The sequence below is a fragment of the Roseomonas gilardii genome, assembly GCF_001941945.1.
Classification (GTDB): domain Bacteria; phylum Pseudomonadota; class Alphaproteobacteria; order Acetobacterales; family Acetobacteraceae; genus Roseomonas.
This window is the reverse complement of the sequence record NZ_CP015583.1, coordinates 878,714-904,315: the sequence shown is the minus strand read 5'-3', so window position 1 is coordinate 904,315 and position 25,602 is coordinate 878,714. Positions and strand designations below refer to the sequence as shown.

At 70.5% G+C, this 25,602-nt stretch carries 20 protein-coding genes and 1 pseudogene; 12 read left to right on the top strand and 9 right to left on the bottom strand.

From position 1 onward, the window contains the following. Positions 1–22 precede the first annotated feature (22 nt). A complete protein-coding gene (locus RGI145_RS03940; protein WP_075797315.1) occupies positions 23–1,759 on the bottom strand; it encodes an ABC transporter ATP-binding protein in 1,737 nt (578 codons plus the stop codon). Between the two features lie 213 nt (positions 1,760–1,972). Between RGI145_RS03940 and RGI145_RS03935 the strand changes: the two are divergent. Further along, positions 1,973–3,039 (top strand): annotated as a pseudogene (locus RGI145_RS03935) (sensor domain-containing diguanylate cyclase). Between the two features lie 58 nt (positions 3,040–3,097). On the opposite strand, the gene RGI145_RS03925 reads toward RGI145_RS03935, so the two are convergent. The 3 genes from RGI145_RS03925 to RGI145_RS03915 are packed head-to-tail and all read right to left on the bottom strand — an operon-like array spanning position 3,098 to position 6,643. After that, positions 3,098–4,003 (bottom strand): ABC transporter permease, encoded by a 906-nt coding sequence (locus tag RGI145_RS03925; RefSeq protein WP_027281042.1) that lies wholly within the window; start codon positions 4,001–4,003, stop codon positions 3,098–3,100. Continuing rightward, a complete protein-coding gene (locus RGI145_RS03920) occupies positions 4,000–5,022 on the bottom strand; it encodes an ABC transporter permease (protein ID WP_075797312.1) in 1,023 nt (340 codons plus the stop codon). Before RGI145_RS03920 ends, RGI145_RS03925 begins: the two co-directional genes overlap by 4 nt. 31 nt (positions 5,023–5,053) lie before the next feature. Beyond that, positions 5,054–6,643 carry an ABC transporter substrate-binding protein gene (locus tag RGI145_RS03915; RefSeq protein WP_075797311.1) on the bottom strand — a complete coding sequence of 530 codons (1,590 nt, stop codon included), beginning with the start codon at positions 6,641–6,643 and terminating at the stop codon, positions 5,054–5,056. A gap of 260 nt (positions 6,644–6,903) precedes the next feature. On the opposite strand from RGI145_RS03915, the gene RGI145_RS03910 reads away from it, so the two are divergent. After that, complete coding sequence (locus RGI145_RS03910) at positions 6,904–7,914, top strand: calcium-binding protein (protein WP_075797310.1); 1,011 nt, start codon at positions 6,904–6,906, stop codon at positions 7,912–7,914. A gap of 47 nt (positions 7,915–7,961) precedes the next feature. Here RGI145_RS03910 and RGI145_RS03905 read toward each other — a convergent pair whose 3' ends face one another. Further along, positions 7,962–9,560 (bottom strand): ABC transporter substrate-binding protein, encoded by a 1,599-nt coding sequence (locus RGI145_RS03905; protein WP_083670373.1) that lies wholly within the window; start codon positions 9,558–9,560, stop codon positions 7,962–7,964. A 119-nt stretch (positions 9,561–9,679) separates the two neighbouring features. Here RGI145_RS03905 and RGI145_RS03900 point away from each other — a divergent pair, with 119 nt between their 5' ends. Both RGI145_RS03900 and RGI145_RS03895 read left to right on the top strand, forming a co-directional pair. After that, complete coding sequence (locus RGI145_RS03900; protein WP_075797309.1) at positions 9,680–10,432, top strand: phosphoribosyltransferase; 753 nt, start codon at positions 9,680–9,682, stop codon at positions 10,430–10,432. Between the two features lie 124 nt (positions 10,433–10,556). Further along, complete coding sequence (locus RGI145_RS03895) at positions 10,557–11,285, top strand: DUF1194 domain-containing protein (RefSeq protein ID WP_075797308.1); 729 nt, start codon at positions 10,557–10,559, stop codon at positions 11,283–11,285. Positions 11,286–11,392: 107 nt separating this feature from the next. Here RGI145_RS03895 and RGI145_RS03890 read toward each other — a convergent pair whose 3' ends face one another. Continuing rightward, the gene (locus RGI145_RS03890) at positions 11,393–11,836 is read right to left on the bottom strand and encodes a DUF3775 domain-containing protein (protein ID WP_075797307.1); all 444 of its coding nucleotides are present in this window, start codon (positions 11,834–11,836) and stop codon (positions 11,393–11,395) included. 172 nt (positions 11,837–12,008) lie between these two features. Between RGI145_RS03890 and RGI145_RS03885 the strand changes: the two genes are divergently transcribed. The 7 genes from RGI145_RS03885 to rsmA all read left to right on the top strand — a co-directional run bounded on the left by RGI145_RS03885 (position 12,009) and on the right by rsmA (position 21,090). Further along, positions 12,009–12,308, top strand: a complete 300-nt coding sequence (locus RGI145_RS03885) for a hypothetical protein (RefSeq protein WP_075797306.1) — start codon at positions 12,009–12,011, stop codon at positions 12,306–12,308. 96 nt (positions 12,309–12,404) lie between these two features. After that, the gene (locus tag RGI145_RS03880) at positions 12,405–13,841 is read left to right on the top strand and encodes an FAD-binding oxidoreductase (protein WP_075797305.1); all 1,437 of its coding nucleotides are present in this window, start codon (positions 12,405–12,407) and stop codon (positions 13,839–13,841) included. A 170-nt stretch (positions 13,842–14,011) separates the two neighbouring features. Further along, positions 14,012–15,166 (top strand): LPS export ABC transporter permease LptF, encoded by a 1,155-nt coding sequence (lptF, locus tag RGI145_RS03875; protein WP_075797304.1) that lies wholly within the window; start codon positions 14,012–14,014, stop codon positions 15,164–15,166. Further along, positions 15,163–16,299 carry an LPS export ABC transporter permease LptG gene (lptG, locus tag RGI145_RS03870; protein ID WP_075797303.1) on the top strand — a complete coding sequence of 379 codons (1,137 nt, stop codon included), beginning with the start codon at positions 15,163–15,165 and terminating at the stop codon, positions 16,297–16,299. Before lptF ends, lptG begins: the two co-directional genes overlap by 4 nt. Beyond that, on the top strand, positions 16,299–18,695 hold the full coding sequence (locus RGI145_RS03865) for an LPS-assembly protein LptD (protein WP_237183197.1): 2,397 nt from the start codon (positions 16,299–16,301) through the stop codon (positions 18,693–18,695). Before lptG ends, RGI145_RS03865 begins: the two co-directional genes overlap by 1 nt. A 125-nt stretch (positions 18,696–18,820) precedes the next feature. Further along, the gene (locus RGI145_RS03860) at positions 18,821–20,215 is read left to right on the top strand and encodes a peptidylprolyl isomerase (protein WP_083670371.1); all 1,395 of its coding nucleotides are present in this window, start codon (positions 18,821–18,823) and stop codon (positions 20,213–20,215) included. Beyond that, complete coding sequence (rsmA, locus tag RGI145_RS03855) at positions 20,215–21,090, top strand: 16S rRNA (adenine(1518)-N(6)/adenine(1519)-N(6))-dimethyltransferase RsmA (protein ID WP_208863925.1); 876 nt, start codon at positions 20,215–20,217, stop codon at positions 21,088–21,090. The genes RGI145_RS03860 and rsmA overlap by 1 nt, the downstream gene beginning before the upstream one ends. A 37-nt stretch (positions 21,091–21,127) precedes the next feature. On the opposite strand, the gene RGI145_RS03850 is transcribed toward rsmA, so the two are convergent. The 3 genes from RGI145_RS03850 to RGI145_RS03840 form a co-directional block, all read right to left on the bottom strand. Then, positions 21,128–22,750, bottom strand: coding sequence for an ABC-F family ATP-binding cassette domain-containing protein (locus tag RGI145_RS03850; protein ID WP_075797302.1), 1,623 nt, complete (start codon positions 22,748–22,750; stop codon positions 21,128–21,130). Between the two features lie 132 nt (positions 22,751–22,882). Continuing rightward, positions 22,883–23,527 (bottom strand): RadC family protein, encoded by a 645-nt coding sequence (gene radC, locus RGI145_RS03845; RefSeq protein ID WP_418314493.1) that lies wholly within the window; start codon positions 23,525–23,527, stop codon positions 22,883–22,885. A gap of 158 nt (positions 23,528–23,685) precedes the next feature. Then, entirely contained in the window at positions 23,686–24,414 is a 729-nt protein-coding gene (locus RGI145_RS03840) for a JAB domain-containing protein (RefSeq protein WP_075797300.1), read from the bottom strand. Positions 24,415–24,587: 173 nt separating this feature from the next. On the opposite strand from RGI145_RS03840, the gene phnD reads away from it, so the two are divergent. Next, complete coding sequence (phnD, locus tag RGI145_RS03835) at positions 24,588–25,592, top strand: phosphate/phosphite/phosphonate ABC transporter substrate-binding protein (protein WP_075797299.1); 1,005 nt, start codon at positions 24,588–24,590, stop codon at positions 25,590–25,592. The last annotated feature ends 10 nt before the right edge of the window (positions 25,593–25,602 follow it).

Below are 25,602 nucleotides of genomic sequence, written 5' to 3'. Positions count from 1 at the left end.
ACAGCCCCGCGCGGAGGGGAATTCAGGCCCCCGCCGGAAGGGCCCCCGGCCCGTGCTGCGCCTCGTGCAGGCGGCGGTAGATCCCCTCGCGCGCCACCAGATCGGCATGGCGGCCCTGCTCGGCGATGCCGGAGGCATCCACCACCACGATGCGGTCGGCGTTGCGGATGGTGGCGAGGCGATGGGCGATGACCAGCGTGGTGCGCCCCTCGGAAAGCTCGGCCAGAGAAGCCTGGATGGCCCGCTCCGTCTCCGTGTCGAGGGCGGAGGTCGCCTCGTCGAGGATCAGGATCGGCGGGTTCTTCAGGAAGATCCGGGCGATGGCGATGCGCTGCTTCTGCCCGCCGGACAGCTTCACCCCGCGCTCGCCCACCACCGTGTCCAGCCCGTCCGGCAGGGCGGCGATCATCGCCTCCAGCCGCGCGCGGCGGGCGGCCTCCAGGATGTCCGCCTCGCTGGCACCGAGGCGGCCATAGGCGATGTTCTCCCGCAGCGTGCCGGAGAAGAGGAAGGCGTCCTGCTGCACGATGCCGATCTGCGCCCGCAGCGAGGACAGGGTCATGCGGCGGATATCCATCCCGTCGATGGTGATGCGCCCGGAATCCAGCTCGTAGAAGCGTGGCAGCAGGGAGCAGAGCGTGGTCTTGCCGGCGCCGGAGGGGCCGACGAAGGCCACCGTCTCCCCGGCCCCGATCTCCAGCCCGATGTCGCGCAGCACCGGCTTGCCGGGCGCATAGCCGAAGGTGACATGCTCGTAGCGGATGTCGCCGCGCAGCGGCGGCGCCGGCACGGCATCGGGCGCGTCCGCCACGTCGGGCTGCGTTTCCAGCAGCTCGACATAGCGGCGGAAGCCGGCGATGCCCTTGGGATAGGTCTCCAGCACCGCGTTGATCTTCTCCACCGGCCGGAAGAAGACGCCGACCAGCAGCAGGAAGCCGACGAAGCCGCCGGCCGTGAGCTCGCCCCGGATCACGAAATAGGCGCCGGCGACCATCACCACCATCTGGGTCAGCCGCATGCCGAGATAGGAGATGGACAGGCTGGCCGCCATGATGCGGTAGGCCTGCAGCTTGGTGTCGCGGTAGCCCGTGTTGTCCCGGGCGAAGAGGGCCCTCTCGTGATCCTCGTTGGCGAAGGCCTGCACCACGCGGATGCCGCCGACATTCTCCTCGATCCGCGCATTGAAGGCGCCGACGCGGCCATAGATGGCGCGCCAGGTGCGGGTCATGCGGCTGCCGTAATGGGTGGAGACCCAGCTCGTCAGCGGCACGATCACCGCCGTCATCAGCGCCAGCGGCATGTTGACCCAGAGCATCAGCCCGAAGGCGCCGAGGAAGGTCATCACCGCGATGAACAGGTCCTCCGGCCCGTGATGCGCGACCTCGCCGATCTCCTCCAGGTCCTTGGTCAGCCGCCCCACGAGATGCCCGGTCTTCTGGTTGTCGTAGAAGCGGAAGGAGAGCTTCTGCAGGTGGTCGAAGGCCCGCCGCCGCATCTCCGTCTCGATATTGATCCCGAGCATGTGGCCCCAGTAGTTCACGATGGCCATCAGCCCGGTATTGGCGAGGTAGATGAAGATCAGCCCCGCCGAGGCCAGCAGGATCAGCGGCCAGTCCTGCTGCGGCAGGAGATGGTCCACGAAGGCCCGCACCGCGATGGGAAAGCCCAGTTCCAGCAGGCCCGACAGCACCGCGCAGCCGAAATCCAGCAGGAAGAGCCGGCGCCAGGGGCGATAGTAGGCGAAGAAGCGACGGAGCATGGGGCGGGGACTCACGGCGGCGCGGCGGGGACAGGGGTGCAGAACCCCGTTGCGGGGGCAGCGTCAAGCCCGTCCCGTCACCGACGGGCCATCGCGGCGGCAGGACAGGTGTTTATATCGCTTCCGGATCACGGAGCTGTTATACACGCTCCGATTGCGGATATTCCCTGATCCATCACCTCTTCCGCCGCCCCCCCTGCTGTCCGGGATGCCATGCCGGTCGCCACGCCAGAACGCACGATCCCGCTCCAGGTCACCACGGCCCCGGAGATCGCCCCATCGGGCCCACGGCTGGTCCAGCGGCTGAACGGCGGGCCGGCGGGCAACGGGTGGTCCGGCCACGATTTCTCGCTGGAAAGCATTCCCCTCCTCCGGGATGCGCTGATGCTCCTGCCGCAGCCGCTGATGGTGACCGATCCGGAGATGCGTCTGGCCTTCACCAACCGCGCCTGGCAGGACGCCTTCCCCATGGCGGAGGCGGAGATGCGGCCCCTCGCCCCCGTCCAGCCCGCTATCGAGCGCATCGCCGCCTCGGGCGAATACGGCCCCGGGCCCTCGATGCACCACGCCGCCTTCCGCAAGGAGGCGATCCGCAGCGGCCGCCGCTTCCAGCTCGAACGGCAGCGCCCCGGCGGGGCGCATCTGCTGGTGGCCGGCTGCCCGATGCCGGGGGGCGGCTACCTCACCCTGCTGACCGACATTTCGGGGCAGCGGCAGTCACCGGACGCCCTGGCTCTGCGGAAGGAGCTGGAGGCCCTGCGGGCCGCCAACCGGGAGCTGGACCGGCTGGCCACCACCGACCCGCTCCTCGGCATCGCCAATCGCCGGGGCCTCATCCGCCTCGCCATGGCGGAGGCGGCGCGCCTGGGCCGGGAAGGCGGGTCCTGCGCGCTGATGCTGCTCGACCTGGATCATTTCAAGGCGATCAACGACCGGCACGGTCATGCCGGCGGGGACCTCGTGCTGAAGGCGGCGGCGGCCACGCTGCGCGGCGCGCTGCGGGAGGGGGACCACCTCGCCCGGCATGGCGGGAGGAGTTGGTCGCCCTGGCGCCGGGCGCCGGCGCGGCCCGGGGGCGCGAGATCGCGGAGCGGCTGCGCGCGGCGCTTGCCCATACTCCCGTGGCCCTGCCCACCGCCACGCTCGGCGTCACCGCCTCGATCGGCGTCACCGTCTGGCAGGCGGGCGAGGGCTTCGAGGAGGCGCTGATGCGGGCCGACCAGGGCCTCTACCTCGCCAAGCGGGCGGGCCGGAACCGGGTGGTCTCCGTCCCCGCCTGATACCGGATCACGCGCGGGATTGGCGGGGCGGCCGGGCGCCGGAGAAACCCATGCCGCCTCAGCGCTGCTTCGGGTCCAGCACGTCGCGCAGCCCGTCCCCCAGCAGGTTGAAGGCGAGGCTGGCCACGAAGATGGCGATGCCCGGGATCACCGGCACCCACCACTGCTCCAGCACGAAGCGGCGCGCCGTCGCGATCATCGTGCCCCATTCCGGCAGCGGCGGCTGCGCTCCCAGGCCCAGGAAGCCCAGACCGGCGGCGGTCAGGATGATCGAGGCCATGTCCAGCGTCACCCGCACCGTCAGGGAGGGGATGCACATGGGCGCCACGTGCCGCAGCACCACCCGGATCGGCGAGGCGCCGGACAGGCGCACCGCGGCGATGTAGTCGGTGCGGCGGATGGTCAGCGTTTCCGCCCGGGCGAGGCGGGCATAGGGCGGCCAGGCGGTGAGCGCGATGGCGATCACCGCGCTCTCCACCCCCGGACGCAGCGCCGCCACGAAGGCCAGCGCCAGGATCAGCCGGGGAAAGGCCAGGAAGACGTCGGTGACGCGCATCAGGATGCGGTCCCAGATCCCCCCGGCATAGCCCGCGATGCAGCCCACCACGAGGCCGAGCGGCGCCACCAGCACCACCACCGCGACCACCATGCCGAGCGTGATCCGCCCGCCATAGAGCAGGCGCGAATAGACGTCGCGCCCCAGCTCGTCCGTGCCTAGCCAGTGCTGCGCCGACCAGGGCTGCAGCCGGTTCGCCAGGTCCTGGATGTTCGGGTCGTGCGTCGCCAGCACCGGCGCCAGCAGCGAGAGCGCGAGCAGCAGAACCACCACGATCAGCCCGGCCATGGCCAGCGGGTTGCGGCGGAAGGCCAGCCAGGCCTGGTAGCGCTGCCCCCAGGCGGCCTGACGGCGGGATTCCGGGGCCGGCGAAAGCAGCCAGGCGCGGGAGAAGGTCTTGGCGGTCATCGCACGCGCGGGTCCAGCAGGCGGTAGAGCAGGTCGGAGAGCAGGTTCAGGGCCACGTAGATCAGCCCCACCACCAGCGTCGCGCCCAGCACCGCGTTCATGTCGGCATTCATCAGGGAAACGGTCAGGTACTGGCCGAGCCCCGGCCAGGAGAAGATCGTCTCGGTCAGCACCGCCCCTTCCAGCAGCCCGGCATAGGTGAGGAAGATCACCGTCACCAGCGGCACCGCCACGTTGGGGAAGGCATGCCCCCAGACGATGCGGAAGCCGGACAGGCCCTTGGCCCGGGCGGTGGTCACGTATTCCGAACGCAGCTCCGCCAGCATGAAGGCCCGCGTCATGCGTGCGATATAGGCGAGCGAGAAGAAGGCCAGCACCCCGGCCGGCTGCGCCAGATGCGCCACGGCATCCCAGAACACGTCCCACTCCCCGGCCAGCGCCGCGTCGATGGTCAGCATCCCCGTATGGACGTCGATCATGTCCTGATAGGCGACGTTCTGCCGCCCCGGCCCCGGCAGCCAGCCCAGCTTCGCATAGAAGACCAGCAGGCTGACCAGCCCCAGCACGAAGACGGGGATGGAATGCCCCGACAGGCTGAAGAGCCGCACCGCCTGGTCCACCGCCCTGCCCTGCCGGCTGGCGGCCCAGACGCCGAGCGGCACGCCGATCAGCACCGCCAGGATGATCGCCACCGTGGCCAGTTCGAAGGTCGCCGGGAAGAAGTTGGCGATGTCCCGCGTCACGGTGTTGGAGGTCATCACCGACCGGCCCAGGTCGCCATGCAGCAACTGGCCCAGGTAGCGGACGAACTGCACCGGCAGGGGCTGATCGAGGCCCAGCTCCAGCCGGGTCCGCTCCACCACGTCCTGCGGCGCGCGGTCGCCCACGATGGCGATGACGGGGTCGATCGGCATGACCCGCCCGATGAAGAAGGTCACCAGGGTGAGGCCGAACAGGGTGATCGGGACGCTGGCGAGGGTGGCCGCCAGCGCCTTCAGGCGTGCGCGGCCGGGGCTCAACGGAGCCCTCCTCCGCGCGAGGAATGGGGTGTCACGATTTGCTGATACCGGCGTAGGAGGTCTGGTCGCTCATCACGCCGAGCCTCATGCCCGAAACCCCGGCCCGCGTCACGGCCACTTCGATCGCCTGGAGCAGGATGACGAAGGGGCTGGACTGCTGGTGGTCCCGCTGCAACGCCTCGTAGAGCGCGGCCCGCTTCTCGCCGTCGCTCTCGCGCAGCGCCTCGACCGTCCGCTTCGACAGGTCGGGGATATACCAGGAGGCCCGCCAGGCCAGGGTGCGGTTACGGGCGTCGTCGCCATTGTCCGTGTTGATGCTGAAGGCCTCGGCATTGCTGTGCGGGTCGAAATAGTCGCTGCCCCAGTAGACCAGGGCGATGTCGTGCTGCCGGGCGCGGGTCCGGGTGATCACCTGCCGCGTCTCGGCCGGCAGCATCCGGGCGCGGATGCCGATGGCGGCGAGGTTGGCCTGGATCGCCTGGGCGATGTCGGAGAAGGGCGCCACCGAGAAATAGTCGAAGCCGATCTCGAACCCGTCCGGATGCCCCGCCTCGGCCAGCAGCGCCTTCGCCTTCGCCACATCGGCCTGGAAGGGCTTCTCGGTCAGCGCGCCGGGCAGGCCCTCGGGCAGGAAGGCCTGGTGCACCGCATAGGTGGAGGGGACGATGTTCTTCTGGATGCCGGCGTAGTCGATCGCCCACTTGATCGCCTGCCGCACCTGGGGCTTGGCCAGATAGGGATTCTTCTGGTTCAGCGACAGGAACATCACCTGCGCCCGCCGCTGGTCCAGGATGCGGAAGCGGTCATTGCCCTGCAGCCCCTTGATCTGGTCGGCCTGCAGGTTGCGGGCCACGTCGTAATCCCCCTGCTGCAGCCCGAGGAGCTGTGCCGAGGGGTCGGCCACGTGGCGGATCACCAGCCGCTTCGTCTTCGGCGGCGTCTCGCTGTGCGGGTTGGCCTCCAGCGTCACGCTGTCACTGGCCCGCCAGGCGCGCAGCATGAAGGGCCCCGAGCCCGCGGAGTTCTGCTTCAGCCAGGCATTGCCGAAATCGCCATTGGCCTCGTGGGAGGCAACCACCGCCTTCTCCACCACCGCGCCGACATTGGCCGAGAGGCAATAGAGCAGGAAGCTCAGCGAGGCGGGCTCGGCCGTGGCCAGCACCACCGTGTCCGGCGCCGTGGCGCGGATCATCCCCGCCACGTTGTCCTTGGTATAGCCGAACTGGTTGATGATGAAGGCCGGGCTCTTGTTCAGCGCCACCACGCGCTGGAGCGACCAGGCCACGTCCTCCGCCGTCACCGGCTTGCCGGAGGAGAAGCTCGCCCCCTTCCGCAGCCGGAAGGTGAAGCTCTTGCCGTCCGAGGAGGCCTCCCAGTGCTCGGCGAGGTCGCCGGTCAGCCTGGTCGGGTCCTTCTCCTCGTTCCGGACCAGCTTCTGGTACATGTTGCCGCAGAGCTCGTTGCCCGAGAACTCGAAGCTCTCGGCCGGGTCCAGGCTGATGATGTCGTCGATCTGCTTGGCGATCACCGCCACGCCGGGCGGCGACTGGGCCAGGGCGGGCAGGACCGGAAGGGTCAGGGCGCCGGCGGAACCGGCCAGCAGGGCGCGTCGGGTGGTCATCGTTTCTTGCCTCGGGCCTCGCGGAGAAGCCTGAGCCTAGCGCGCGGTGCGGGGCTGCCAAGCCTGTGCTTTCACGGAGGCCGGCCCCTGCCCGGGGCGCCCCGGGCAGGGCTATAGCCAGGCCGGCGGAACGGGGCATGGCGCGGACCGCCGCGGCGCCTGATCCAGATTTCACGCAAGGGACGCCAGATGGAGCCCATCATGGGGTGGGCGCGAGGCGTCCGCTGCCGGAGCCCGTTCCGGCAGCCGGGGAGCATCCGATGACGAACATCATCTACGGCGATACCAGCGGCACCCTGTTCTGCGAACAGGTTGGCGGCGACCAGACCCTGATTGGTCCAAGCGCGACATCCATCTACGAAACCGTGGTCACCCAGATCTACGGCGATGCCCAGGCCATGCAGGACTTCGCGCGCGGCGGGAACGACTTCATCATCGGCGGCAGCGCCACGAACCTGTCGGAGCAAATCTATGGCGACGCCTATGTGATGAGCGGCTTGTCGCAGGGCGGCAACGATTCCATCTTCGGCGGCAGGACCCATGGCTACAACCATCCCGTGGTCTATGGCGATGCCTTCGAGATGCACGATAATGCCAAGGCTGGCGGTGACTGGATCGTCGGCAACGATGCCAATGTCTATGGCGACGCCTTCACGATGGATGGCGGCACCATCGGCGGCAATGACTGCATCATGGGCAGTTCCACGGATACGAGCCTCTACGGCGATGCCTCAGCCCTGAAGGACCATGCGCAGGGCGGCAATGACCTGATCTGGGTGACCGCCGGGACATCGCTCGTCCAGATCTTCGGCGATGGCGCCTTGTCGGGCTTCGCCAGGGGCGGCAACGACCGGATCATCGGCCCCGACGACTCCGCCTCCTGCGTCATCCGGGGCGACGGGCGCATGAGCGACAACGCCGTGGGCGGCGACGATGTCATCGTCGCCGGCGCGCATTCCAACAACCAGATCTGGGGCGATGGCGAGCGGACCGGCAGCGACACGGTGGGCGGCAGCGACACCTTCGTCTTCGCGCCCGGCATCGCGCAGAACCGGATCATGGATTTCGAGCAGGGCAAGGATCACATCGACCTGACCGCCTTCGCCGCGCAGGGCGTGCACGATCTGGGTGACCTGAACATCCGCTCCGGCAACATCACCCTGCCGGGCGGGACGAGCTATACCGGCAGTCTGATCGGGTTCGGCACCGACAGCTATATCGCCCTCGTCGGCGTCGAGCATCCCGCCGGCAGCGACTTCATCTTCGCCTGATCGCCTCCGGCGCGCGCGGCTCCCGGCCCCGCGCGCCGGAGCCCGTCTCAGGCCTTCACGATCTCCACATAGCGGTGGCGGTCATTCATCGGGCCCATGTCGAAGCCGGTCACGCCCTTGCGGCTGACCGAGACCTCGATCTCCTGTAGCAGGAAGGCGAAGGGGCCATGCTCCTGCAGTTCCTTCTGGAGCTTCAGGTAGATCTCCGTCCGCTTCGCCGCATCCCGCTCCTTCGCCGCGGCCACCACCTGGGCGGAGTATTCCGGGATCAGCCAGGAGGAGCGCCAGGCGGAGGTGCGGTTGCGCGCGTCGTCGCTGTTGTCCGTGTTGACCGCGAAAGTCTCGGCATTCGAGTTCGGGTCGAAGTAGTCGCTGCCCCAGCGGCTCATGGAAATCTCGTGCTGCCGGGCGCGGACCCGGGTGAGCACCTGCCGCTGCTCGGCCGGCAGCATCCGCACGCGGATGCCGATCTCGGCGAGGTTGGCCTGGATCGCCTGCGCCATGTCGCTGATGGGCGATACCGAGGCGTAGTCGAAGGTGACCTCGAACCCGTCCGCATGCCCCGCCTTGGCCAGCAGCGCCTTGGCCTCGGCGATCTGGTGGCGGAAAGGCTTGTCGGTCAGCGCGCCCGGCAGCCCTTCCGGCAGGAAGGCCTGATGCACCGCATAGAGGTCGGGCACGATGTTCTTCTGGATGCCGTCATAGTCGATCGCCATCTTGATCGCCTGCCGCACCTCCGGCTTGCTCAGGATCGAATGCTTCTGGTTCATCGCGATGTAGAGCAGGCTGGCCTTGCGCTGCGACTGGACCTTGAAGTTGCCGTCGGCCTTGGCCTGCCGGATCTGGTCGGAGCTCAGGTTGCGCGCGATGTCGATGTCGCCGCGTTGCAGGCCGAGCATCTGCGCCGAGGGGTCGGGCATGTGGCGCAGGATCACGCGCTTCGTCTTCGGCGCCACGGTGCTGTTCGGGTTGGCCTCCAGCGTCACGCTGTCGCTGGCCCGCCAGGCGCGCACCGCATAGGGGCCGGAGCCGGCGGAGTTCTGCTTCAGCCAGGCATTGCCGAGGTCGCCGTTCTGCTCGTGCGACATCACCACGGCCTTCTCCACCACGTTCCCCACCACGGCGGAGAGGCAGTAGAGCAGGAAGGTCGGCGCCGTCTCCTGCGCCGTCTGCATCACCAGCGTGCGCGGCCCGGTGGCGCGGATCATCTGCGCCACGTTGTCCTTGGTGTAGCCGAACTGGTTGATGATGAAGGCCGGGGTCTTGTTCAGGATCACCGCCCGCTGCAGCGACCAGGCCGCGTCCTCCGCCGTCACCGGCTTGCCGGAAGCGAATTTCGGCCCCTCCCGCAGCGTGAAGGTGAAGGTCTTGCCGTCCTCCGACGCCTCCCACTTCTCCGCCAGCTCGCCCACCAACTGGGAGGGGTTGCTGTTCGGCGTGGTCACGAGCTTCTGGTACACGTTGCCGCAGATCTCCGAGCCCGTGTACTCGAAGCACTCGCCCGGATCGAGGCTGATCAGGTCGTCGATCTGCTTGGCGAAGACGATGACCCCGGACGGCGACTGGGCCTCGGCCCAGCGCGAATGGGTCATGGCGAAGGCAGCGGCGGCGGAGCCGGCCAGCAGCGCGCGGCGGGAGGCCATCATGTTGCGATCCGTTATCCAAATCGTGAAGACCGCTCCAGGATAGACCGCTCGCCGCCGCCCCGCCATGGCCCCTTCGGGGGCCTGCCCCGGGGTATGGAGGACGGGCATGGAGGACGGGCATGCGGCCTTGCCACTGGACCCGTGCCGCGCGCCATGGCACCGGCGGCGGCATGGAGTTCTGGCAATCCTTCTCGGCCGCGTCCGAGGACCCCGGCCCGCCCTATGGGCAACGCTTCCCCGCGCCGATGCCCGACGGCTCGCGCCTCTGGCTGCCGTTGCGCGACTATGGAGCGATCGCGGTGACGGGCTTCATCGCCAACCAGGCCTCCTTCGCCGTGGTGCGCGCCCTGGCCGGCTGGATGGCCGAGGCGGCACGGCCCCTGGGCGTGGAGGTGGTCTGCGGCCTGCCGACCCTGGGCCATGTCCTGGCCGCCCCGTTGGCCGAGGCGCTGGGCCATTCCAACTGGGTCGCCGCCGGCTATTCGCGCAAGCGCTGGTACGGGGCGGACGCCCCCTCGGTACCTGTCTCCTCCTCCACCGCGACGGACGAACGCCGCATCTGGCTGGACCCGCGCGTGCTGCACCGCCTCGCGGGGCGCCGCGTGCTGCTGGTGGACGACGTAATCAGCACCGGCAGCTCTGCCCTGGCCGGGCTGGCCCTGCTGGCGGCGGCGGGGGTCAGGCCGGTGGGCCTTTGCGTGGGCATGGCGCAGGGCGACCGCTGGCGCGCCTCCTGGCCGGCGGATGTGCCGGTGGCGGCGGGCTTCGCCACGCCGCTGCTGCGCCCGGCGCCGGAAGCGACGCCCGGCTGGGTGCCGGATGCGGCCACCCTGCCCGATCTCCTGCTGCCGCCTCCCCGCAATCCGGCCTGACCACCCGAAACCTGTGAGCGCGAAGGCTTTCCCGCATTCGTGACCGCTTCGGTCCGAATTCTGTTGCGATGCACATTGCGATCCTGATGCACTGACTCCCCCTTGGTCATTCGGGAGTGTGCTGATGCGCCGTCGATCCCTGTTGATCGCTGGTGGGGCCGCGGGCCTCCTGGCCCACCCTGGGCTGGCCCGTGCCGCGGAACCCGTCGATGTCGCCCTCGTGCTCGCCGTGGACGTATCGCGCTCCATCGACGAAGACGAGGCCCGGTTGCAACGCGAAGGCTACCGCAAGGCGGTGACCGACCCCCGCGTGGTGGCCGCGGTCCGGGGCGGCATGATCGGCAGCATCGCCCTGGCCTATGTCGAATGGGCGGGCGCCGAGTACCAGCGGCTGGTGATCCCCTGGACTCAGATCGCCAGCCAGTCCGATGCGGATGCCTGGGCCGATGCCCTGGACCGCGCGCCCCGGCAGTCCCTGTCCTGGACCTCGATCTCGGGCGGCATCGACTTCTCGCACAAGCTGCTGTCCGACCTGCCCTACGAGGCGATGCGCCGGGTGATCGACGTGTCCGGGGACGGGGTGAACAACAGCGGCCCGCCCGCCGAGGAGGCGCGCGACCGGGCCGTGGCGGACGGGATCGTGATCAACGGCCTGCCCATCATGAACGACCGTCCCGCCTATGGCCGCATGCCGCCCCTGCCGCTCGACCAGTATTATGGCCAGAACGTGATCGGCGGCCCGGGTGCCTTTCTCATCTCGGCGGCCGATTTCGATGCCTTCGAGAATGCCGTGCGCCGCAAGCTGGTCCGGGAGGTGGCGGGGCTGGACGGCCCCCGCGTGATGCGCGGCTGAGAGCGCGGGGGACGCCCGCGCCCTCTCCGGCCGCGCTCTCTCCGGCACAGTGCGACCTCCGGCCGGCCAGCTCCCGAGCCTGGGGCCCGGCCAGGGTGCCCGGCCTTTCAGCGCGCGGTTTCCTCCGGAGAGATCCCGAACGCCTCCAGCCCCTCGGAAAGCAGGTCGCCCAGCATCTCCATGCCCGTGAGGTAGTTGGCCGCGTCGCCCCGCTCGTTGCGCTCCCGCGCCAAGCGCAGCGCCTCCTCCCAGTCCTCGGCCTCGTAGTCGCCGCGCCCGATCCAGGCGAGGGCGATCAGCGCCGCCTGTTCGTCCTCGTTCAGCGCGGTGATCTGCTCCTCCAGCATCTCGGCGAGGCCTTCCGGATCGGAATCGTCGAGCCCCTCCTCGTCCTGGAAATCCTCGTTCTCCTCGTCCTCCACCAGTTCATCCACCTGCCGGGCGGTGTCGATGATGCTCACGACGGTCGGGATTGCGATCCCGAGATCCACGTCGTCGTCGTCGGGGCTGCCGGCGGGGCCGGTGCCGGTGGGGTCTGGGCGGTCGCTCATCGGGCCTACCTCTGCCGCTCGGGTTGCTGTGCCCGCCCAACGCCGAAACCCGGCCTTCGGCTTCGCGTTGGAAGCGCCGATTGGAAATTGGCCACAGTCAATAGGATATGTGGCTAAATTACCATCTCAGACGCGCGGAGTTGTATATCTGCAACAGAGGAGGGCAGACGGGATGCGGATGGTGATGGCGGGCTTCTTCCTGATGGTGTCGGGCGCGGCGATGGCGGCCCCCGCAGGCTCCACGGACACTCCGATTCCGCCCCAGCCCGCCATGTCCTGCGACAGCGGCTTCGGCGCCCGGGGGACCGTCTTCGGCCTGCCGCAGGAAGTCGCCGCGCGCCGCACCCCCAAATCCTCCCTCCGCCCGCTGCCGCCCGTCGAGGATGACGAGCCCGAGGCCACCCTGCGCCCGGCCTTCCACCTCTGTGCGGTCGGGCAGGAAGGCCCGCGCAAGGTCATCCACCGCACCTGACGCCCCGGCGCCCGGCCCGACCGCGCGAAGGCGGCACGCGCCTCTTCGACACGGTCTCTTGACCAAGGGACCTGTCCTGGCATCCCTTGGGGCACCATGAATGACGCCCCGACCGCCTTGCCCCCGGCTTTGCTGGATGCGCTCTCCACCCTGCTGGGCCCGCGCGGGCTCATCACCGACCCGGTGGACATGGCGCCCTTCCTGTCCGACTGGCGCGGCCTCTACCATGGCGCTTCGCCCGCCCTGCTGCGCCCGGCCAGCACGGCGGAGCTCGCGGCGGCGATGCGGCTGCTGAGCGAGGCCGGTGTGGCCGTGGTGCCCCAGGGTGGAAACACCTCCATGGTCGGCGGCGCCATGCCGGACGAGAGCGGACGGCAGGTGGTGCTCTCGCTGGCCCGGATGAACCGTATCCGCGACATCGATCCGGTGGACATGACCATGGTCGTCGAGGCCGGGGTGATCCTGAAAACGGCTCAGGACGCGGTCGCCGAGGCGGGCTGCCTCTTCCCCCTCTCGCTCAGCGCCGAGGGCTCCGCCACCATCGGCGGCGTGCTGGCCACCAATGCGGGCGGCAACAACACCGTCCGCTACGGCAATGCCCGCGACCTGCTGATGGGCATCGAGGTCGTCCTGCCCGATGGCAGCGTGGTCGAGGGCCTGCGGCGCCTCCGCAAGGACAACACGGGCTTCGCCCTGCGCCAGCTCTTCGCCGGTTCCGAAGGCACGCTGGGCATCATCACCGCCGCCGTGCTGCGCCTTTTCCCCCGACCCCGCACCACCGCCCTGGCCCTCTGCGCCATGGCGGACGAGGACGCGGCCCTGGCCCTGTTCCGCCGCTTCCGCGACCGGGACGAGAGCAGCGTCCGCTCCTTCGAATACATGTCCGGCGCCGGGATGGACTTCGTGACGAGCCTGATCGAGGGCGCGACCCTGCCCCTCGCCGAACGCGCCGACCACTATGTGCTGGTGGACCTTGCCTCCTCCCGCCCCGATGCCGACCTGCGCGGGCTGATGGAGGCGGTGCTGGAGGAGGCGCTGGAGGCCGGCGAGGTGCTCGACGCCGCCCTGCCGGAGAGCGAGGCCCAGGCCGCCAATCTCTGGCGGCTGCGGGAGGAACATGCCGAGGCCCAGAAGCGCGCCGGCGGAAATGTGAAGAATGATGTCTCCGTCCCGGTCTCCCGGGTGCCGGAGATGATCCGCCGTTCGGCCGAGGCCATGCGGGCCCTGATCCCCGGCTGCCGCCCGGTGCCCTTCGGCCATATGGGCGACGGCAATATCCACATGAACGTGGTCCAGCCCGAGGGGATGGACCCCGCCGCCTTCATGGCCCGCGCCCATGACCTGATGGACGCGGTGAACGCCGTGGTCCGCGATCTGGACGGCTCCTTCTCCGCCGAGCACGGCGTCGGGCGCCTCAAGACCGACATGCTGGCCGACTGGCGCGGGGGGGCGGAATACGAGGCGATGCGCCGGATCAAGGCGGCGCTGGACCCGCAGGGGCTGATGAACCCGGGCAAGGTCTTCCCCGGCTGAACCCGCTTGGCCCTGCCCCCAGGCCTGGCACCCGTTTGCAACAGCGGGTTTCCGGCCCTCGCGAAGAAGCCATGACAAGTCTCGGAAAGGCCACGGAAAGGCTGTAGAGGCTGGCGGTTCCCGGGCGCCGATTTGCCGGCGCCCCCTCGGCTGGATAGGTTGCCTCCGCCATGTCACGGCTGGATCGTTACATCTTCCGCCAGCTCGCCGTCGCCCTCATCGCGGTCACGGTGGGGCTGGCGCTGCTCATCTGGCTGACCCAGAGCCTCCGCTTCATCGAGCTCGTGCTCGACCGGGGCCTGTCCTTTGCCGTCTTCCTGGAACTCACCGGGCTGCTGATGCCCTCCTTCTTCGCGGTGATCCTGCCGATCGCAACCTTCGTGGTGACGCTTTTCTCCTATGTGCGCCTGTCCACGGACCGGGAACTGGTGGTGATGCGCGCCGCCGGCCTGTCGCAGTGGCAGCTTTCCCGCCCCGCCCTGTATCTGGCAGTGATCGCCACCGGCCTGTGCTTCATGCTCCAGCTCTGGCTGGTGCCGATGAGCCACACCGCCTTCCGCACCTGGCAGTTCGAGATCCGCAACCAGATGGCCGCGATCCTGGTGCAGGAGGGGGTCTTCAGCAGCGTCGGCGACGACCTGACCGTCTATGCCCGGCTGCGGGAGCGCGATGGCACGCTGCGGGGGATCCTGGTGCAGGACAGCCGCGACGCCGGCGCCCCGGTGACCATCCTGGCGGAGGAAGGGCGCATCACCCAGACGCCGAGCGGCCCCCGGGTGATCCTGCTCAACGGCCAGCGCCAGCAGGTCGAGCGCGTGGCCCCGCCCGCCGGCAGCCCGCCCGGCACCCCGCAGACCCTGCGCCTCGCCGTGCTGACCTTCGGCGAGAACAGCGTGGATCTGGCCCGCACCGGCCGGAGCGACGATGATTCCCGCAACCGCGATTCGCGGGAACGTTCGGTGAGCGAGCTGTTGCACCCCGACCCCGCCGAGAACCTGCCGGAGCGCGACATCCGCAAATTCTACGCCGAGGCACACCAGCGCCTCTCGAATCCCCTGACCACCCTGTCCTTCGCCCTGGTCGGCCTGGCCACCGCCCTGGCCAGCGGCTTCCGCCGCCATGGCGGCGGCTTCGCCATCGGCGTCGGCGTCGGCACCGTGGTCGGGCTGCTGGCGCTGGGCCTCGCCGTGGGCAACCTCGCCGCCCGCAACAACGCCCTGGTGCCGCTGATCTGGCTGCACGCGGTCGGCCCCGGCCTGGTCTCCGCCTGGGTCCTGTCGGGCATGCCCGGCTGGCCGCGGCGCCGGCGGCTCGCCGCCGCATGAGCCTGCCCCTCACCTTCACGCTCTATGTGGCCCGGCGCTTCACGGGCATGGTCCTGGCCATGCTGCTGGCGCTCACCGGGCTGGTCTCGCTGTTCGACTTCATCGAGCTGCTGCGCCGCGCCGCCACCCGGGCGGAGGCCAGCTTCGGCATCGTGGCCACGATCGGCGCGCTGCGCCTGCCCTTCATGGCCATGCAGATCCTCCCCTTCGCCGTGCTGCTGGGCGGCATCATCGCCTTCTGGCGCCTGTCCCGCTCCTCGGAGCTGGTGGTGGCCCGCGCCGCCGGCATCTCCGCCTGGGGCTTCCTGACCGGCCCCGCGGTGGTGGCCCTGCTGATCGGCGTCATCGCCACCTCCGGCATCTCGCCCCTCTCCTCCGCCATGCTGGCCCGGGCGGAACGGCTGGACGGCATCTACCTGCGCAACGCTTCCGGCATCACCGCCCTGGCCGGCGGCCGGCTCTGGCTGCGGCAGGCGGACCGGGCCCTGGACCCGCAGGGCGTCGCCATCCTGGCCGGGCGGCCGGCGGTGAACAGCAACCGGATCGAGCGCGCCGCCCTGAAGCTCGACGATGTCAGCGTCTGGCGCCTGTCCGGCGACGACAAGCCGCTGGCCCGCGTCGAGGCGCCGCATGCGGAGCTGCAGAGCCATGGCGGCGTCGGCGAATGGGTTCTGGAGAACGCCGTGACCTTCGGGCAGGACCGCCGCGCCTCCGACCCCGGACGGATCGCCTTGCCCACGGACCTGACCCCGGACCGCATCGAGGACAGCTTCGCCAGTCCCGACACCCTCTCCTTCTGGGCGCTGCCGGGCTTCATCCGGGTGCTGGAATCGGCCGGCTTCTCGGCGGTCCGGCACCGCCTGCACTACCAGTCGCTGCTGGCCCTGCCGGTGCTGGCCCTGGCCATGGCGCTGCTCTCGGCCGGCTTCTCCATGCGGCAGGCCCGGCGCGGCGGCGTGGCGCAGATGCTGGGCCTCGGCGTGGCAGCCGGCTTCGCCCTCTTCGTTCTGGACCGGGTGGCGGGGGAGTTCGGCGAGACCGGCACCCTCCCCGTCGCCCTGGCCGCCTGGGCACCCGCCCTGGCCGGCCTGCTGCTGGCCCTGACCCTTTTGCTGCATCTGGAGGACGGCTGATGCGCCGACAGGCCTCGCCCCAGGGGACGACGTCCCGCGGAGCCTTCCCCACCGCATTCCGGGCCGCCCTCCATCCCGGAAGGGCACGGCGTCCGGCGCTGCTGGGCGGCACGGCCCTCTGCCTGCTGCTGGCGGGGCCGCTGGCTGCGCAGGAGATGGGCGACACCCTGCCCGCGGCCGGCACCGCCGAGCTCCCCGCCGGCGCCCCGCCCGGGGCCAGCGCCCAGCCCTCGGCCGCGCCCAGCGCCGGCAACGCCTTCGGCAACCTGATGGGCAGCCCTGCCGACCGCAACGCCCCGGTCACCTTCACCGCCGACCAGGTGGACTACGACGACAACAGCAAGGTCGTGACCGCCACCGGCCATGTCGAGGCCTGGCAGAACGAGCAGATCCTGCGCGCCGACAAGTTCACCTATAACCGCGACACCGGCGTCGCCACGGCGGAGGGCAACGTCCAGCTCCTCCAGCCGGACGGGCAGGTGCTCTTCGCCGACCGCGCCGAGCTGACGGGCAACATGAAGGACGGCGTGCTGGAAGGGATGAGCGCCCTGCTCGCCCAGAACGGCAAGCTGGTGGCCAACGGCGCCCGCCGCACAGACCGCCCCGGCGGCGCCATCACCGACATGACGCGGCCGGTCTATTCGGCCTGCAACCTCTGCGCCGAGGACCCGACGCGCCCGCCGCTCTGGCAGATCCAGTCCCGCCTCGCCACCCGCGACGAGGAAGCCCAGCGCATCCGCTTCCGCGACGCGCAGGTGCGCCTCGACGGCTGGCCGGTCTTCTACTCGCCCTACCTCTCCATGCCCGACCCCTCGGCGCCGCGCTCCTCGGGCTTCCTCTCGCCCTCCTTCGGACAGACGCGCTATCTCGGCGGCTTCGTCGAGCTGCCCTACTACTGGGCCATCGACGGCAGCTCCGACCTGACGCTCACGCCCACCATCTCGACCCGCGTGCTGCCCTCGCTGGCGGCCCGCTACCGCCAGCGCTTCAACTTCGGCCAGATCGACATCCAGGGCTCGATCGGCGAGCTGGACGGCAACCAGACCAATGGTGAGAAGGGCGTCGGCAGCCATATCTTCAGCAAGGGCAGCTTCAGCATCGACGAGAACTGGCGCGTCGGCTTCAACGTCAACCGCGCCACCTCCGAGACCTATCTGCGCGCCTTCCGCTTTCCCACCCAGCGGGTGCTGACGAGCAACATCTACGCCGAGGGCTTCTGGGGCACCGACACCTACGCCAAGATCGACAGCCGCGCCTACCAGGGGCTGCGCGACGTCGATGACGTGGGCAAGATCCCCTATGTCCTGCCGAACATCTTCGTCGAGCACGCCTTCCGCCCCGACAGCCTGGGCGGGCTGGCGACGATCGACACCTCCGACTTCTTCCTGTTCCGCACCGAGGGCGCGGACACACGCCGCCTTTCCTCGCGCCTGACCTACGACCTGCCGCGCTACGGGCTGCTGGGCGATCTCTGGACCTTCAAGTTCCAGGGCGACGCCATGGGCTATTCCGTCAACGACTTCGACGACGCGCCCTTCTACGCCTCGGTGAGCAGCCGCGAGATGGCGACCGGCAACGTCCGCGCCGCCATCGACTGGCGCATGCCCTTCATCCGCTCCGCCGGCGCCTATGGCAGCCAGCTCATCGAGCCGCATGTGCAGATGGTGACCGGCCCCGCCACCGGCCGCCAGACGCTGATCCCGAACGAGGACAGCCTCGACTTCGAGTTCAGCGACGCCAACCTCTTCTCGCTGAACCGCTTCACCGGCCGCGACCGGCAGGAAGGCGGCTCGCGCATCGACGCGGCGCTGCGCTCCGCCTGGTTCTTCCCCAATGGCGGCCAGGTCGAGGGGCTGGTCGGCCAGTCCTATCGCGCCTCCAAGGAGGAGGTCTTCGCGGCACGCTCCGGCCTGCGCGACGAGGTCTCGGACGTGGTCGCGCGCGTGCGCGTCTCGCCCACGCCCTGGCTGAGCGTGATCGGCCGAGGCCGCTTCGACAAGAGCAACCTCGACCGCCAGATGATCGACGTCTCCTCGCGGCTCGACTTCGGCCCGCTGACGGGCGTGCCAGTCAGCACCACGGCCGGGTACTTCTACTCCGTGCCGAAGGACTACCTGACGCCCGCCACCTACCGGCGGGAGGTCTATGGCTCGGCCAACGTGAAGGTCGGCCAGCACTGGTCCACGGGCGCCTTCGGCCGCTACGACCTGGAGCTCAAGCGCGGCGTCTCGGTCGGCGCGAACCTCACCTACGAGGACGAGTGCCTGATCCTCGATACCCGCTTCTACAAGTCCTATGCCGAGCAGACCTCCGGCGCGCTCTACCCTTCCTCCACGACGGTGCTCATCCGGCTCGGCTTCAAGACGCTGGGTGATTTCGGCTTCCGCGCCCTGTGATGCCCCGCCTCCGCAATTCCCCGCCTGTGACACCCGCCCTCCCCCTGCCCTTCCCGCCCCGCGGAACCGGCCCCGTGATCCCGGGCCATGCAGCCGGCGGGCGGACCTGATCCCGGAACCAGCCCATGCGACGCTCCCTTCTCTCCCCCCGCTCCCTTCCCGCTCCCCGCCGGGCGATCCGCCTGGCGCCGCTCGCGCTGCCGCTGGCCGTGGCGCTGGCGCTCCCCGCCAGCCTTCCGGTGGCGGCCCAGGCCCAGCCCCGCCCCCCCGCGCGCACCCAGGGGCAGGCCGCTCCGGCGCCCCAGAACATGAACCGCATCGTCGCCGTGGTGAACGGCGACGTGGTCACCCAGTCCGAGGTGGCGAGCCGCGCCAGGCTCTTCGCCATGACCACGGGCCTCGGCGCCTCCAGCGACCTGATCACGCGGCTGGAGCCGCAGATCGTCCGCCTCGTGATCGACGACCGGCTGCGCCTCCAGGAGATGCGCCGCCGCCGCATCGTGGTGAGCGACGAGGAGGTGGCGGCCGCCCTCTCCGACATCGAGAGCCGCAACAACCTGCCCAAGGGTGGGCTGGTGGCTCAGCTCCGCGCCGGCGGCGTGGATACGCGGGTCCTGTTCGACCAGATCCGCGTGCAGATCGGCTGGTCGCGCCTGATCCGCCAGGCCCTGGGCCAGCAGGCCGAGCCCACCGAGGCCGAGGTCCGCGAGCGCGTGGAATCGCACGAGGCACGGGTCGGCCAGCCGGAATACCAGGTCTCCGAGATCTTCGTGCCCGTGGACGACCCGGCCCGCGCCGGGGCGGTGCAGCGCTTCGTCAACGACGTGGTCGGGCGCCTGCGCACCGGCATGCCCTTCCCCGTGGCCGCGACCCAGTTCTCGCAAAGCCAGACCGCCCTGCAGGGCGGCGATCTCGGCTGGGTCCGCCCCGAGGAGCTGGAGCCCGAGATCGCCCGCCTCGTCACGCAGATGCCGGTCGGCGCCATCAGCAACGCCGTGCGCGTGCCGGGCGGCTACCGCATCATCGCCCTGCGGCAGAAGCGCGAGACGGGCCGCGACATCGCCACGCTGGTCACGCTGCGCCAGGCCTTCCTGCCCTTCACCAGCCAGCTCGACCCGCAGAACCCGACCGAGCAGCAGCGCGGCCAGCTGGAGAAGGCGCAGCGCGTGACCGGCGGCTGCGACGCAGTGGAGGCGGCGAACCGTGCCGCCGGCAACGTCCGCCCCGCCGATCCCGGTCAGGTGCGGCAGGAAACGCTGGAGCCGCCGCAGCTCCGCCAGCTCGTCGCCAGCCTCTCGCCCGGCCGCGCCAGCCAGCCGATCGTGACGCCGGACGGCATCCTGGTGATCGCCGTCTGCTCGCGCGAAAGCCGCAACCTCGCCCAGTACACGCCGGAGATGGCCAAGGCGCAGATCCTGCGCGAGCGCGTCGAGCTGGTCTCGCAGCAGCAGCAGCGCAACCTGCGCCGCCAGGCGCAGATCGACATGCGTATCCAGCCCAGCGCCACCCGGGACGGCTGATGTCCGACGCACCCACCCCCGACCCGGCATCGGAGCCCGCCTCCCCCGGCGCCCTGCCCTCCCTCCGGGACACGGTGGCCCGCCATGGGCTGGACGCGCGCAAGTCGCTCGGCCAGCACTTCCTGCTGGACCCCGCGGTCTGCGAGCGCGTGGCGCGGCAGGCGGGCGACCTCGTCGGCCGCCATGTGGTGGAGGTCGGGCCGGGCCCCGGCGGGCTGACCCGTGCCCTGCTGGCCAGCCCCGCGGCGCATGTCACCGCCATCGAGCTGGACCGCCGCGCCATCGCCGCCCTGGCGGAGCTCTCCGACGCCTTTCCCGGCCGGCTGACGGTGATGGAGGCGGATGCCCTGTCGGTGGACGCGGCGGCCATCACCGGCGCGCCACGCAAGGTCGTGGCCAACCTGCCCTACAATGTCGGCACGCCGCTGCTGGTGAACTGGCTGTCCCAGGCCGGGCTCTGGGAATCGCTCACCCTGATGTTCCAGCTCGAAGTGGCCGAGCGGATCGTCGCTGCCCCGGACACGGAGCATTACGGCCGCCTCGCGGTCCTCGCGCAGTGGCGCTGCGCGGCCGGCATGGTGCTGCGCCTGCCGCCCGGCGCCTTCTCGCCGCCGCCCAAGGTCTGGTCCGCCGTGGTGCATCTCGTGCCGCGCCCGGTGCAGCCGGAACCGGCCCTGGCCCGCGCCATGGAACGCGTCACCGCCGCCGCCTTCGGCCAGCGCCGCAAGATGCTGCGCGGCTCGCTGAAATCGCTGGGCCAGGCCGAGGCGCTGCTGTCGGGCTGCGGCATCGAGCCGACGCGCCGTGCGGAAACGCTGGACATCGCCGAGTTCGAGGCCCTGGCGCGGGCCCTGCTGGCACGCGGGGCCGGCTGAGGCCGGTCCCGGCGCGGGCCTCCGGGGCCCGCCCGGCTCAGCCGTGCAGCCCCGGCGCCTCCTGCCCGGTGCGCGCCACGTATTCGGTGTAGCCGCCGTCGTACCGGTGGATGCCCTCCGGCGTCAGCTCCAGCACCCGGTTGGACAGGGCGGCCAGGAAGTGCCGGTCGTGCGAGACGAACAGCATGGTGCCCTCGTATTCCGACAGGGCCGCGATCAGCATCTCCTTGGTCGCCATGTCCAGGTGGTTGGTCGGCTCGTCCAGCACCAGGAAGTTCGGCGGGTCGTAGAGCATGCGTGCCATCACCAGCCGCGCCTTCTCCCCGCCCGAGAGCACGCGGCACTTCTTCTCCACCTCGTCGCCCGAGAAGCCGAAGCAGCCGGCCAGCGCCCGCAGCGAGCCCTGCGCCGCCTGCGGGAAGGCGTCCTCCAGCGACTGGAACACGCTGCGATCGCCGTCCAGCAGCTCCATGGCGTGCTGCGCGAAATAGCCCATCTTCACGCTGCCGCCGAGCGACACGCTGCCCTGGTCCGGCTCGGTGGCGCCCGCCACCAGCTTCAGCAGCGTGGACTTGCCGGCGCCGTTGATGCCCAGCACGCAGCAGCGTTCCTTGCGGCGCAGGAGGAAGTCCAGCCCCTCGTAGATCACCTTGCTGCCGTAGCGCTTGTGCACGCCCCTCAGGTTCGCCACGTCGTCGCCCGAACGCGGCGCCTGGCCGAACTCGAAGACCACGGTCTGGCGGCGCTTCGGCGGCTCGACGCGATCGATCTTCTCCAGCTTCTTCACGCGGCTCTGCACCTGCGCGGCATGGGAGGCACGGGCCTTGAAACGCTCGATGAAGGCGATCTCCTTGGCCAGCATCGCCTGCTGGCGCTCGAACTGCGCCTGCTGCTGCCGCTCGTTCATGGCGCGCTGCTGCTCATAGAAGGCGTAGTCGCCGGAATAGGAACTCAGCGCCCCGCCGTCGATCTCCAGCACCTTGTTGATGATGCGGTTCATGAACTCGCGGTCGTGCGAGGTCATCAGCAGCGCGCCGTCATAGCCCTTCAGGAACTGCTCCAGCCAGATCAGGCTTTCCAGGTCCAGGTGGTTGCTGGGCTCGTCCAGCAGCATCACGTCCGGGCGCATCAACAGGATGCGCGCCAAAGCCACGCGCATCTTCCAGCCGCCGGACAGCTTGCCGACATCGCCCTCCATCATCTCCTGGCTGAAGCCGAGGCCCGCCAGCACCTCCCGCGCGCGGCCTTCCAGCGCGTAGCCGCCCAGCTCCTCGAAGCGCGCCTGCACCTCGCCGAAGCGCTCGATGATGGCGTCGAGGTCCTCCGCCTGCGCGGGGTCCGCCATCGCGGCTTCCAGCACCGCCAGCTCGGCCGCCACGGTGCTGACATCGCCGGCGCCGTCCATCACCTCCGCCACCGGGGTGCGGCCGGACATCTCCCCCACATCCTGGCTGAAGAAGCCGATGCTGACGCCGCGATCCACCAGCACCTGGCCGTCATCCGGCTGCTCCTGCCCGGTGATCATGCGGAAGAGGGTGGTCTTGCCCGCGCCGTTGGGGCCGACCAGCCCGGCCTTCTCGCCGCGCTGGAGCGCCGCCGAGGCCTCGATGAAGACAAGCTGCTGGCCGTTCTGCTTGCTGATGGAGTCAAGGCGGATCATGGATACTCTCGGCCTGGGGTGGGAGCGGCGCCGACGCCGGGAGGAGCCGTCCGAGACCACATCCGGAGACCGGCCGTCAACCGCCGCCGGAATGGCGGGGCGCGGCGCGCGCCTTTCCGCCCCCCGTTCCCCCTACAGCAATCCTTCCCGCCGGAAGCTGGTGTGCCGCCCATTGCCCACGATCACATGGTCCTGCAGCACGATGCCCAGGCATTCCGCCGCCTGCCGGACCCGCTCGGTCATCAGCAGGTCGTCGCGGGACGGCGTGGGATCGCCGCTCGGATGGTTGTGCACCAGGATCAGCCGCGCGGCGTCCAGCTCCAGCGCGCGCTTGACCACCTCGCGCGGATAGACCGCCGTGTGGTTCACCGTGCCCCGCGCCTGCGCCTCGTCGGCCAGCAGCCGTTCCTCCGCATCCAGGAACAGGACCCGGAACTGCTCGATCCGCTCCCGCGCCAGGGAGGCGGTGAGATAGGCGAGCAGACGGTCCCAGTTGTCCAGCACCGGCACCGCCATGACCTCCGCCCGGGCCAGCCGCAGCGCCGCCTCCTGCACCAGCTTGAGCGCTGCGATGCTCTGCGTCCCGAAGCCGGGCACGCCGCGCAGCTCCCGCTGGCTGGCCGACAGCAGGGCGGCGAAACTGCCGAAGCGCCGCAGCGCCGCCTGCGCCAGGGCACGAGGATCGGCGGGCAGGACGAAGCCCAGCAGCAGCGCGGTCATGTCCTCCTCCGACAGCGCAGCCTCGCCCTCGTTGAGCAGGCGGCGGCGCAGATCCACGGGCGATCCGGGCCGCGCCGCGGGGACCGGGACCCCTGGGACCGAAATCCCGGCGGTGGAAGTCCCAGGGGCAGGAACCGGGCGGCTCGCCGGGGCAGGCACCGGGGCCGGGTCGCGCGTCAGGAAGCCGGCGGCATCCGAGAAACCGTCCGCCATCGTCAGATCAGCCCCTCCCGCCGCAGGCTCAGCGGCTCCGCCCTTCCGCTCGCGATCAGGTGGTCGTGCAGGGTGATGGCCAGCAGCGTGCCCGCCTTCTGCATCTGCTCCGTGCGCGCCACATCCTCCTCGCGCGGCTGTCCGTCCGGCCTCCAGGTCAGCAGGATCAGGGCCGTGGCATGCAGCTCCAGCGCGCGGCGCATGGTGGCGCGGGGCTCCTGCACGCCGTCCTGGCTCTCGTCGGCGAGCAGCCGGTTCCGGTTGTCCAGAAACAGGACCCGCCCATGCGGCAGGCTGGCGCCGGGCGCCGCCTCCAGGGGCGCCGCCGCCAGATAGGCCATCAGCCGGTCCCAGCTCTTCAGCACGGGCCGTTCCGTCTCCTCCGCCCGGGCGAGGCGCGTGGCGGCGGCCGAGACGAGGTTCAGCGCGGCGATGCTGTCCATGCCGAGCGCCGTGGTCCGGCGCAGCCAGCGCGGGTCCGCCCCCAGCACCGCCGCGAGGCTGCCGAACTGGTTGATCAGCCCCTTCGCCAGCGGCTTGGTGTCCCGGCGCGGGATGCCCAGGAAGAGCAGCATCTCCAGGATCTCGTAATCCGGCAGCGCCGCCGGGCCGCCCTGCAGCAGCCTTTCCCGCATCCGGCTGCGGTGGCCCTGGGGACCGGTGCCGGCGAAGACCGGCCCGCCGCCGGCTCCGGCCCGGTTTCCGTGGAGCCCGGGATCTTCCCTCGGCATCGACGCGTCCTTCAGGCGCCCCCCTTTCGGGCGGGTCAATCAACCGAAAGTTGCATGGATCGGCTCCATCGGCAACTTCCATCACCAGGAGGCGAACAGGCCTCTCGAAACGCTTGGAGCACCGCCGCCGCCATGTTCCGATGGCGCCGGAACCATCTTTCCGGAAGCACGCCATGCTCCTGCGCCGCCGCCTCCTGGCACTCGCCGGCCTGCCCGCTCTCCTGCCCCTCGCCGTCCCTGCCTGGGCCCAGACCCAGGCATCGACCGGGGCATCGACCCAGGCCCCGACACCCCCCGCCATGCCCGCGCCCGGCAAGCGCCCCTGGGCCGCGCAGGTGCCGGAGATCCGCATCGGCGTGCTGGGCGGGGAGACGGAAAGCGACCGGCTCGGCCGCTACGACGGCTACCGCAAGCTGTTCGAGGAGACCTTCCAGGTGCCCGCGCGGCTCTACTTCGCCTCGGACTATGCCGGGGTGCAGCAGGCCTTCGCCGCGAAGCAACTGGAGATCGCCAACATGGCACCCGCCGCCTATGCGGCGACCTGGATGGACACCAATGGCGGCGTGGAGCCGATCCTCGTCACCAGGGAAGCCGATGGCAGCACATCCTATGTCGCCGTCATGTATGTCCGCAGCGATTCCGGCATCACGAGGATCGAGGACCTCAAGGGCAGGTCCATCGCCTGGGCCGACCCGAACAGCGCCTCCGGCTACCTGATCCCGCGCGCCGAGTTGCGCGCGGCCGGCATCGATCCGGAGCCCGGGAGGTTCTTCGGCCGCACCGGCTTCGCGGGCGGCCACGACCAGGCGCTCGTGGCCGTGCTGCAGAAGCAGTACGACGCCGGCGTCACCTGGGTCTCCGGCCAGGGCGACCCGCCCTATACCCGCGGCACGCTGCGCGCGGCGGTGGACAAGGGCATGCTGAAGATGGAGGACCTGCGCATCATCTGGACCTCCCGCCCCATCCAGAACGGGCCGATCGTGGTGCGCACCGACCTGCCGGCCGAATTCAAGCAGGACATGATCGCCTTCCACCTCGCCCTGCCGACGGCGCATCCCGACATCCACCGCGCCGTGGAACGCGGCTCCGCCATCGGCTGGACCACGACGAGCCATGCCGATTACGCCGTCTTCGTCGACATGCGGAAGGCGGAAGCCGCCGACCGGCGCCGGCGCTGAAGCGGAACCC